At 70.7% G+C, this 10639-nt stretch carries 7 protein-coding genes and 2 pseudogenes; 4 read left to right on the top strand and 5 right to left on the bottom strand.

The genetic code is table 11. The features are described 5' to 3' along the window. The 5 genes and pseudogenes from AC2CHE_RS25590 to AC2CHE_RS25570 all read right to left on the bottom strand — a co-directional run. A pseudogene (locus AC2CHE_RS25590) lies at positions 1 to 189 on the bottom strand (peptidase S1); the annotation flags it as partial. Positions 190 to 251: 62 nt separating this feature from the next. Next, positions 252 to 1805 (bottom strand): HAMP domain-containing sensor histidine kinase, encoded by a 1554-nt coding sequence (locus AC2CHE_RS25585; protein WP_484507396.1) that lies wholly within the window; start codon positions 1803 to 1805, stop codon positions 252 to 254. Then, positions 1802 to 2503, bottom strand: a complete 702-nt coding sequence (locus tag AC2CHE_RS25580) for a response regulator transcription factor (RefSeq protein WP_484507395.1) — start codon at positions 2501 to 2503, stop codon at positions 1802 to 1804. The genes AC2CHE_RS25585 and AC2CHE_RS25580 overlap by 4 nt, the downstream gene beginning before the upstream one ends. A 187-nt stretch (positions 2504 to 2690) precedes the next feature. Further along, positions 2691 to 3020, bottom strand: a pseudogene (locus AC2CHE_RS25575) (lysophospholipid acyltransferase family protein); the annotation flags it as partial. Further along, the gene (locus AC2CHE_RS25570) at positions 3017 to 3781 is read right to left on the bottom strand and encodes a GNAT family N-acetyltransferase (RefSeq protein ID WP_484507394.1); all 765 of its coding nucleotides are present in this window, start codon (positions 3779 to 3781) and stop codon (positions 3017 to 3019) included. The gene AC2CHE_RS25570 and the pseudogene AC2CHE_RS25575, both read right to left, overlap by 4 nt. Before the next feature lie 165 nt (positions 3782 to 3946). On the opposite strand from AC2CHE_RS25570, the gene AC2CHE_RS25565 reads away from it, so the two are divergent. From AC2CHE_RS25565 to AC2CHE_RS25550, 4 genes are all read left to right on the top strand, one after another. Next, the gene (locus tag AC2CHE_RS25565) at positions 3947 to 4594 is read left to right on the top strand and encodes a hypothetical protein (RefSeq protein WP_484507393.1); all 648 of its coding nucleotides are present in this window, start codon (positions 3947 to 3949) and stop codon (positions 4592 to 4594) included. 149 nt (positions 4595 to 4743) lie between these two features. Further along, positions 4744 to 5679, top strand: a complete 936-nt coding sequence (locus tag AC2CHE_RS25560) for an ABC transporter ATP-binding protein (RefSeq protein WP_484507392.1) — start codon at positions 4744 to 4746, stop codon at positions 5677 to 5679. Beyond that, positions 5676 to 6491, top strand: a complete 816-nt coding sequence (locus AC2CHE_RS25555; protein WP_484507391.1) for an ABC transporter permease — start codon at positions 5676 to 5678, stop codon at positions 6489 to 6491. The genes AC2CHE_RS25560 and AC2CHE_RS25555 overlap by 4 nt, the downstream gene beginning before the upstream one ends. Before the next feature lie 271 nt (positions 6492 to 6762). After that, positions 6763 to 10542 (top strand): multifunctional oxoglutarate decarboxylase/oxoglutarate dehydrogenase thiamine pyrophosphate-binding subunit/dihydrolipoyllysine-residue succinyltransferase subunit, encoded by a 3780-nt coding sequence (locus AC2CHE_RS25550; RefSeq protein WP_484507390.1) that lies wholly within the window; start codon positions 6763 to 6765, stop codon positions 10540 to 10542. Positions 10543 to 10639: the final 97 nt, after the last annotated feature.

Below are 10639 nucleotides of genomic sequence, written 5' to 3'. Positions count from 1 at the left end.
GGCCGGGCCGGCCGGCGACGGGTCGACGGCCCGGACCGGCACGGTCGGCGCCTCGACCGTCGGGTCGACGTCGGGGCTGGCGGGGGACGGGGAGTCGGACCGCGCGTACTCGGCGCGGGACAGCTCGGGTTGCGACGGCTCGGCGTCGGTCGGGGCCGGCCGGCGCGGGTCGGACTCGTACTCGGTCATGTCCCTACCTTCTCCCATCGCTCTGCGTCCCGCCTTGGGGTGAACTGAGGATTGGCTGAAAATCACTCGTCGTCGATATCGCTGGCCGGTGCGAGCGGCAGCCGCACCCGGAAGGTGGCGCCGCCACCCGGCGTCTCGGTCACCTCGACCGTGCCCTGGTGCACGGTCACCAGGGCGGCCACGATGGCGAGGCCGAGACCGGTGCCGGTGTTGCCGTCGGTCCGACGGGTACGCGAGGCGTCCACCCGATAGAAGCGCTCGAAGACCCGCTCCGCCTGCTCGGCGGTGAGCCCCGGCCCGGTGTCGGCCACCTCGATCACTGCCAGACCGCCGGGCTCGGCGTGCAGCCGCAACGTCACCGCCTCTCCGGTCGGGGTGTGCCGCAGCGCGTTGGTCATCAGGTTGCCGATCACCTGCCGCAGCCGGGCGTCGTCGCCGCGCACCACCAGAGGCCCCGAGCCGGGCTCGATCTCCAGCTCGATCCGCCGGTCCGGCGCCATCGCCCGGGCCGCCGCCACCGCGTCCGCGGCCAGCACCGGCAGCTCCACCGGGGCGAGCGAGAGCGGTCGTTCACGATCCAGCCGGGCCAGCAGCAGCAGGTCCTCCACCAGCAGACCCATCCGGGCCGCCTCGTTCTCGATACGGCGCAGCAGGTCGGAGGTCCGTTCCGGGGCACGGGCCGCACCCTGGCGGTACAGCTCGGCGAAGCCCCGGATGGTGGTCAGCGGGGTACGCAGCTCGTGTGAGGCGTCCGCCACGAACTGGCGCATCCGTTCCTCGGAGCGGCGGGCCCGGGCCTCGGAGGCGCGAGCCCCCTCGGCGGCCTCCCGGGCGGCCACCTCGGCGGCCCGCGCCGCGGACTCCGACGCCGCCCGGGCGGTGAAGGCCAGCTCGATCTGACCGAGCATCGCGTTGAGTGCCCGGGAGAGCCGCCCCAGCTCCGAGGTCGGGCAGGGCTGACCGTCCTCCGGGTCGGGCACCCGTCGGCTGAGGTCTCCGCCGGCGATGGCGGCGGCGGTGCGTTCGATCTCCACCAGCGGCTTGAGGCTGGTCCGGACGATCGCCGCCCCGATCGAGGCGAGCAGCACCAGGACCGCCCCACCGACCAGCAGGTCGATCCAGATGAGCCGCTTGACCGCCTGATCCACGTCGGTGAGGTGCTGCGCGATCGCCGCCCACTGACCATTGGGCAGCTCGGTGTACAGCACTCGCCAGCGCATGTCGCTGGCCCGGGCCCGGGCGGGGAACGGCTTCCCGGCCGCCTGCTCGAAGCCGGCGGCGTTCTCCGGCCAGGGCGGTAGGTCGTTGACGTCGAACCGCTTGGTGTCGAAGTAGACCCAGGAGACCTCGCCGGACCGGCTGTCGGTGAAGACCACCAGGTAGTCGGTGGGCAGGTCGGTGCCGAACCGCTCGGCGCCGGCCACCGCTTCGAGGTTGTTGGCCGCGGTCGTCAGCCCCGCGTCCACCTGGTCGATCAGGTAGCTACGGTGGAAGATCGTGGTCAGCGAGGCGATCACCAGCAGCGCGGCGGCTACCAGGGTCAGCACGGCCGCGACCAGCTTGACCCGCAGCGGTACCGCGCGGAGCCAGAGCTTGCCCTGCTGGAGGGCGTTCACGCCGCCGGCTTGCGCAGGACGTACCCGACGCCGCGCAGGGTGTGGATCAGCCGGGGATCGGTCGTGTCGACCTTGCGACGCAGGTACGAGATGTACGACTCGACGATGTTGTCGTCGCCCCGGAAGTCGTAGTTCCACACGTGGTCGAGGATCTGCGCCTTGGACAGCACCCGGTTGGCGTTGAGCATCAGGTAGCGCAGCAGTTTGAACTCGGTGGGCGACAGCTGCACCCGCTGACCGGCCCGGTACACCTCGTGGGTCTCCTCGTCCAACTCCAGGTCGGCGAAGGTGAGCCGGGCGGGTGCCTGATCTCCGGTGCTGGTGCGGCGCAGCACCGCCCGGATCCGGGCGGTCAGCTCCTCCAGGCTGAACGGCTTGGTCACGTAGTCGTCGCCGCCCAGGGTCAGCCCACGGATCTTGTCGTCGGTGGCGTCGCGGGCGGTGAGGAAGACCACCGGTGTACGCGTGCCGCCCTCGCGCATCATCCGGATCACCTCGAACCCGTCGAGGTCCGGCAGCATCACGTCGAGCACCACGAGGTCGGGACGATGATCCCGGGCCGCGCTCAGCGCGGCGCTGCCGCTGGTGGCGGTGGCCACGACGAATCCCGCGAAGCGCAGGCTCGCGGAGAGCAGTTCGAGGATGTTCGGATCGTCCTCGACGACGAGCAGTCGCGCCTCGGTCTGGGTAGCGGCCATGCCGCCCATCATCCGCGCAGACACTGCGCCGCTGCTGGGCGGATCCTGGAAAAAACCTGTGAGCGACCCGGCCGGATCCGCTGGTTCAGCCACCGGGTCCGCCCGGCCCGGACGATCAGGCGGCCAGCGGCAACTCCCACTCCGGCTTCCCCGCCGTCACGGCGGGAGATGCCGCGGCCGGAGACCGGGCCGGCGCGACCGCGAGCAGCGCCAGCACGTCCCACCAGGAGACGTGGTTGGCGACCAGCAGAACCCGCCGCCGAGGCAGCCGACCACGCACTTCGAGGCGTACCCCGCAGGCGCGGGCCGTGGTGCGGGCCCAGCCGCGTAGCGCGGCCTGACGCTCCCGGGTCGGTAGCGCCGGGAGCAGGGCCGCCAGCCCGATGCCGAGCCCGAGCATGCCGAGCAGGCCGGCGGCGCGACCCAGTTGTCGGACGGTCGAGATGGCGGGAGCGTCCCCGGGGCCGGGCAGGCAGTCCGGACCGCAGCCGGAACTCGGCCGCCAGAGCGCGTTCACGGCTGCCCGCCGAGGAAGTGCCGCAGGTAACGCGGGTTGATCCGGTCCATGGAGAGCAGCACGTAGAAGTCGGCCACCCCGAAGTCCGGGTCGTACGCGGGCGCCCCGCAGATCTGGGCGCCGAGCCGCAGGTACCCGCGCAGCAGCGGCGGGACCAGCCGGGCGGATCCGGCGACGGTCTCGGTCGGCACGCCGGGCTCGGCGAACCAGGGTCGCAGCGGCCGGATCCGTAGCGGCGGCGGTGCCAGGTGCTTCGTCCGCGCCTGCGTCCAGACCTCGGCGGCGGCAAGGCCACCATCGGCCACCGGCACCGAGGCACACCCGCCGAGCCAGCGCAGCCCCCGCAGATGCAGGTAGCGGGCGATGCCCGCCCACATCAGATTGATCACCGCTCCGCTGCGGTGCGCGGGGTGCACGCACGAACGGCCGACCTCGACGAGTTGGGTACACAACGGGTCGAGCGCGGTCAGGTCGAACTCGCCCTCGGCATAGCGGCGGTAGGTGCGCCCCGGCGGGAGCAGCCGGTAGGTACCGACCACCTCGCCGCTGCTCTCCTGATGCACCACCAGGTGGTCGCAGTACCTGTCGAAGACGTCGCGGTCGAGGCCGGCCGCGTCGGCGGACACGGTGGCGCCCAACTCGCCGGCGAACACCTGATGACGCAGGCGTTGCGCGGCCTCGACCTGGCTGGGATTGTCGGCGATCGAGAGGGTGTAGCCGCTGGTCGTCAGTGTGACGCCCGCGGCTGGCAGAACGGCCATGCCCTCTGTGTAGCGCCCGGTCGGTTGCCGGCCATGGTGACCAGCGATGTCGATCCGGTGAACGGCGGTCGGCGACCGGTGGCCGACCCGCCACCGCCGCCAACCGCGGCGGCGTGCGAGGCTGCCGGTGTCCCGGCGACGAGGCCGGGCGGGCGGAGGGACTTGATGATCATCGAGGGACGCTTCAACGGGCCGCCCGGCTCGGGCAACGGCGGTTGGAGCGCCGGGATCTTCGCCGCCGCATACGGCGGGGACGGTCCGGTCGAGGTGACCCTGCGCCGACCGCCGCCACTGGACACCCCGCTGACCCTCGTCGACGCGCAGGTACGCGACCCGGCCGGCGAGGTGATCGCGCAGCTGTGCCCGGCGGGCGATCTCGGCGAGGTCGTCCCGCCGGTGGACCTGGCGACCGCCCGGTCGGCCTCGGCGGCGTACCCGGGGCTGGTGGAGCACCCGTTCCCCAGCTGCTACGTCTGTGGCCCGCAGCGCTCCGACGGCCTGCGGATCTTCCCGGGACGGCTGCCGAACGGCCGGACGGCCGCGCCGGTGCGGACACCCCGGCAGGTCGAGGTCGCCACGGTCTGGGCGGCCCTCGACTGCCCCGGCGGTTGGACGGTGATCGGCGCCGGCCGCCCGTACGTGCTCGGCCGGATCGCGGCCCGGATCGAGACCCTGCCCCGTCCCGGCGAGGATTGCGTGGTGACCGGTGCGTTGCTCGGCGCCGAGGGCCGCAAGGCATTCGTGCACACCAGTCTCCACACCCCGGACGGTCGGCTGATCGGCCACGCCCGGGCGACCTGGATCGCGGTGTAGACACGACGATCGATCGGCTCGTACCTGGGGATGAGGCGGCTCCTGCCTGAGGCGGATCACGATTTCCCGAACGAGACCGATTGAAATGCATGACCATAGACGTCACGCTGTGCAACGGCACATTTCGGCGCCGCCACGGGAGGAGAACGATGACCGACGGGCGACAAAGCCCCACCGACGACGCACAGATCGTGGTTTCCGGTCTGACCAAGCGGTACCGCAACGTGCTCGCGGTCAACAACCTGTCGTTCACGGTCGAACCGGGTCGGGTCACCGGCTTCCTCGGCCCGAACGGTGCGGGTAAGACCACCACCCTGCGGATGCTGCTGAACCTGGTCACCCCGACGGCCGGAGCGGCCACCATCGGTGGTCAGCGCTACCCCGACCTGGCCGACCCGCTGCGGCACGTCGGCGCGGTCCTGGAGGCGTCCAGCGCGCACAAGGGGCGCACCGGCGTCAACCACCTGCGGGTGATCTGCGCGGCGACCGGGCTGCCGAAGGAGCGGGCTGACCAGGCGTTGGACCTGGTCGGGTTGACCCCTGCGGCCAAGCGCAAGTTCAAGGGCTACTCGCTGGGCATGAAACAGCGACTCGGCATCGCCGCGGCGATGCTCGGTGACCCCCGGGTGTTGATCCTCGACGAGCCGGCCAACGGCCTGGACCCGGAGGGCATCCGGTGGATGCGCGGATTCCTCAAGGGGCTGGCCGCCGAGGGACGTACCGTGCTCGTCTCCAGCCACCTGCTCTCCGAGATGCAACTGCTGGCCGACGACGTGGTGATCATCGCGGCCGGACAGCTGGTCCGGCAGGGTCCGGTGGACCAGGTGATCGGGTCGATGGCGCAGGGCGTCCGGGTCCGGGTCCGCACCCCGCAGGCCGACGCGCTGGCCGCCGCGCTGAAGGGCGGGTCGGCGACGGTGGAGAACGACGGGCAGGACGCTCTCCTGATCGGCGGGGTCGACGCGCCGACGGTGGGCCGGGCGGCCCTGGCCGCCGGGGTGGAACTGCACGAGCTGACCACTGAACGACCCGACCTGGAACGGGTGTTCCTGGAACTCACGGCCGGAAAGGCGGGCATCCGATGAGCAACCTTGTCCGCTCCGAACTCCTCAAGATCCGTACGACCAGCACCTGGTGGTGGCTGGCCATCGGGGCGTTCCTGTCGATCGTCCTGGCCTTCGCCCTCAATGCCTGGCTGGCCACCGAGACCCTCGGCGGCGGTGGCGAGGAGTTCGGGTACACCGGCGACGCCGCCTCCGCGCCGGCTCAGGCGGCGAATCTCTACACCTCGGGGCAGTACCTGGGGCTGATGTTCGTGATGCTCATCGGCATCCTCATGGTCACCAACGAGTTCTTCCACCAGACCGCGACCACGACGTTCCTGGCCACCCCGCGACGCACCTCGGTGATCGTCAGCAAGCTCGTCGCGGCCAGCCTGCTCGGCTTCGCGTTCTGGCTGGTGACCACGCTGATCGACCTCGCCGCCGGCGCCACGTTCCTGTCCCTGAACGACTACGGCACCCAGCTCGGGGAGTGGGAGGTTCAGCGGGCCCTGCTGCTCAACCTGATGGCGTACGCGATCTGGACGGTGCTCGGCGTGGGCATCGGCACGCTGATCACCAACCAGTTGGGCGCGGTGATCACCGCCTCGGTGCTCTACCTGATCGGCACCCAGGTGGTGGGGCTGCTCTTCCTGCTGCTGGCCAACCTGCTGGACAACATGGCCGTGATCAAGTGGCAGGTGCTCTGGCCGGCCGCCGCCTCCCAGGTCATGATCACGCCGGGCGAGAACGAAATGTTGCCCGTGTGGTGGGTCGGTGCGCTCGTGCTGGTGGGCTACGCCGTGGTCAGCGGCGTGGCCGGCATCCTCATCACCCGGCGCCGCGACATCTCCTGACACCCGGTGGCAGACTCGGTCGCCCCCGCCTCGACGGGTCCGGTGCACCGGTGGACAGCCGGCGCGCCGGGCCCGTCGGCCTTAGCAGCGATCAAGGAAATGTGCACCGCTTACCGAACTTCTGGCATCTTCTGTGAATCCGGCCTCGCGACGGAGGCGGAAATGCCCCGGGGTTCGCTACGGCGTAGCCTGGAACCGTCCTGTGCGTCCGTCCCGACGCATCGGGCACCGCGTGACACACAAACCCGCGTGAAAGAGGCGATTACCGGCCGTGTCGACCCAGCAGACTTCGCAGGAGAACCCACTGGCGGGTTTCGGCCCGAACGAGTGGATCGTCGAGGAGATGTACCAGCGCTACCTCGCCGATCCCAGCAGCGTCGACCCGGCCTGGCACGACTTCTTCGCCGACTACCGGCCCGGTCAGAGCACAGCGGGCACCGGTGGCGGGCGGCCGACCACCAGCGCCGAGACCAGGGGCGCCGCGGCCACGACCGAGGCGGCCACCAGGAGCGAACCGGCGACCAAGAGCGAACCGGCGACCAAGGCTGAGCCGGCCGGCAAGCAGGAGCGCGGCACGGCGGCGACGCCGAAGCCGGCGCCCGCCGCCGCGAAACCGGCCGCCGCGAAGCCGACCGCCAAGGCCGAGCCGGCGAAGAGCCAGCCGGCCCGGACCACACCCACCGCCAACGGGCCACAGACCACACCGCTGCGGGGAGTGGCTGCCAAGATCGTTCAGAACATGGACGCCTCGCTGGCCGTGCCGACCGCGACCAGCGTTCGAGCCGTGCCGGCCAAGCTCCTGGTCGACAACCGCATCGTGATCAACAATCATCTCGCCCGGGGCCGCGGCGGCAAGGTCAGCTTCACCCACCTGATCGGCTACGCCCTGGTGCGGGCGTTGGTCACGCACCCCGAGATGAACAACTCCTTCGCCGAGGTCGACGGCAAGCCGGTGATGGTCCGTCCCGAGCACGTCAACCTGGGCATCGCCATCGACCTGACCAAGCCCGACGGCAGCCGCAACCTGGTGGTTCCCTCCATCAAGGCCTGCGAGCAGATGGACTTCCGGCAGTTCTGGCAGGCGTACGAGGACGTCGTGCGGCGCGCCCGGCGCAACGAGCTGACCATGGAGGACTACTCCGGCACCACGATCTCGCTGACCAACCCCGGCGGCATCGGCACGGTGCACTCCATGCCGCGACTGATGCAGGGCCAGAGCGCGATCATCGGCGTCGGTGCCATGGAGTACCCGGCGCCGTACCAGGGCATGAGCGAGGCCACCCTGGCCGAGCTGGCGGTCAGCAAGGTCATCACGCTGACCAGCACGTACGACCACCGCATCATCCAGGGCGCGCAGTCCGGCGAGTTCCTCAAGGTCATGCACGAGCTGATGCTCGGCGAGCACGGCTTCTACGACCAGCTCTTCACCTCGCTGCGGATCCCCTACGAACCGGTGCGCTGGATGCGCGACGTCGCGGTCGACAGCGAGGGTCAGATCAACAAGACCGCCCGGGTCCACGAGCTGATCCACTCCTACCGGGTGCGTGGCCACCTGATGGCCGACACCGACCCGCTGGAGTTCAAGATCCGCAAGCACCCGGATCTGGACGTTCTCCAGCACGGGTTGACTCTGTGGGACCTGGACCGCACCTTCCCGGTGAACGGCTTCGCCGGCCGGCAGCGGATGAAGCTGCGGGAGATCCTCGGCGTGCTGCGCGACTCGTACTGCCGCCGCGTCGGCATCGAGTACATGCACATTCAGGACCCGGCCGAGCGTCGCTGGATCCAGGAGCGGGTCGAGCGCAAGTACGAGAAGCCGCCGGCCGGCGAGCAGAAGCACGTGCTCAACCGGCTCAACGCGGCCGAGGCCTTCGAGACCTTCCTGCAGACCAAGTACGTCGGCCAGAAGCGCTTCTCGCTGGAGGGCGGCGAGTCGCTCATCCCGCTGCTCGGTGAGGTGCTGGAGGCCGCCGCCGAGGGCGACCTGGACGAGGTCGTCATCGGCATGGCCCACCGGGGCCGGCTCAACGTGCTGGCCAACATCGTCGGCAAGCCGTACGAGAAGATCTTCTCCGAGTTCGAGGGGCACCTGGACCCACGCTCCACCCAGGGCTCGGGCGACGTGAAGTACCACCTGGGCCAGAACGGCAAGTTCACCACTCCCGACGGCGACCACGCCGTGAAGGTGTCGGTGGTGGCGAACCCGTCGCACCTGGAGGCCGTCGACCCGGTGCTGGAGGGGATCGTCCGGGCCAAGCAGGACCGCATCGACCTCAAGCTGGAGGGCTACACCGTGCTGCCGCTGGCGGTGCACGGCGACGCGGCCTTCGCCGGCCAGGGCGTGGTGGCCGAAACGCTCAACCTCTCCCAGTTGCGCGGTTACCGCACCGGCGGGACGGTGCACGTGGTGGTCAACAACCAGGTCGGTTTCACCACCGCGCCGGAGTACAGCCGCTCCAGCCTCTACAGCACCGACGTCGCCCGGATGATCCAGGCCCCGATCTTCCACGTCAACGGCGACGACCCGGAGGCCGTCGTCCGGGTGGCCCGGCTCGCCTTCGAGTACCGCCAGGCCTTCAACAAGGACGTCGTCATCGACCTGGTCTGCTACCGGCGGCGCGGGCACAACGAGGGCGACGACCCCTCGATGTCCAACCCCCAGATGTACCAGATCATCGACTCGAAGCGCTCGGTCCGCAAGCTCTACACCGAGGAGCTGATCGGGCGGGGTGACATCACCCTGGAAGACGCCGAGGAGCTGCTGCGCGACTACCAGGCACAGCTGGAGCGGGTCTTCAAGGCCACCCGCGACGCGGCCAGCACGCCACGTCAGCTGAGCCGCCCGCCCCGGCAGGACGAGCCCGAGCCGCAGGTGGAGACGGCGACCGAGGCGTCGGTCGTCAAGGCCATCGGTGAGGCGCACGTCAACCTGCCCGACGGCTTCACCCCGCACAAGCGGATCCGGCAGTTGCTCGACCGGCGGGCCCGGATGGCCGTCGAAGGCAACATCGACTGGGGTTTCGGCGAGATCATCGCCTTCGGTGCGCTGCTGCACGACGGGGTCACCGTCCGGCTCGCCGGGCAGGACTCGCGCCGCGGCACCTTCGTGCAGCGGCACGCCTCGATCGTCGACGCGGAGACCGGCGACGACTACCTGCCGCTGCAGTCGCTCACCGCCGACGGCGAGCGGTCCCGGCTCTTCGTGCACGACTCGCTGTTGAGCGAGTACGCCGCGATGGGCTTCGAGTACGGCTACTCGGTGGAGAACCTGGAGGCCCTGGTCTGCTGGGAGGCGCAGTTCGGCGACTTCGTCAACGGCTCCCAGTCCGTCATCGACGAGTTCATCTCCTCCGGCGAGGTGAAGTGGGGCCAGCGTTCCGCCGTGACCCTGCTGTTGCCGCACGGCCACGAGGGTCAGGGACCGGACCACACCTCCGGCCGCCCGGAGCGCTTCCTGCAGCTCTGCGCCGAGGACAACATGCGGGTGGCGAACCCGACCACCCCGGCGAACTACTTCCACCTGCTGCGCCGGCAGGCCTTGTCGCCCAAGCGCAAGCCGCTTGTGGTGTTCACGCCGAAGTCGCTGTTGCGGCACAAGCTCTGCGTCTCATCCGTGGAGGACTTCACCACCGGCACCTTCTCCCCGGTGCTGGCCGACCCGGCGGCCGGCAACTCCGAGCGGGTCAAGCGGGTGCTGCTCTGCTCCGGCAAGGTCTACTACGACCTGTTCCAGGCCCGGCAGGAGCGCGGCATCAGTAACACGGCGATCATCCGGCTGGAGCAGCTCTACCCGATGCCGGTGGAGGAGATCCGGGCCGCGCTCGCGCAGTTCCCGAACGCGGAGGACTTCGCCTGGGTGCAGGAGGAGCCGGCCAACCAGGGCGCCTGGTCGTTCGTCGCGCTCAACCTGCTGGAGCACCTCGACGGTGTCCGGCTTCGGCGGATCTCCCGTCCGGCCGCCGCGGCTCCGGCAGTCGGGTCGGCGAAGACGCACGAGGTCGAGCAGACCGCGCTGATCGAGGCGGCACTTCCCGCCCCTGACGAGAACTGACCCGGTCCCGGGGGGGGCGGGGGGGGGGGGGGGGGGGGGGGGGGGGGCGGGGGGGGGGGGGGGGGGGGGGGGTGCGCGGCTCAGCTCGCCCCGCGGG

The sequence above is a fragment of the Micromonospora sp. ATLC16 genome (assembly GCF_057196645.1).
Note: the sequence above shows the minus strand (reverse complement) of the source record. Positions and strands in the feature narration are given on the sequence as shown.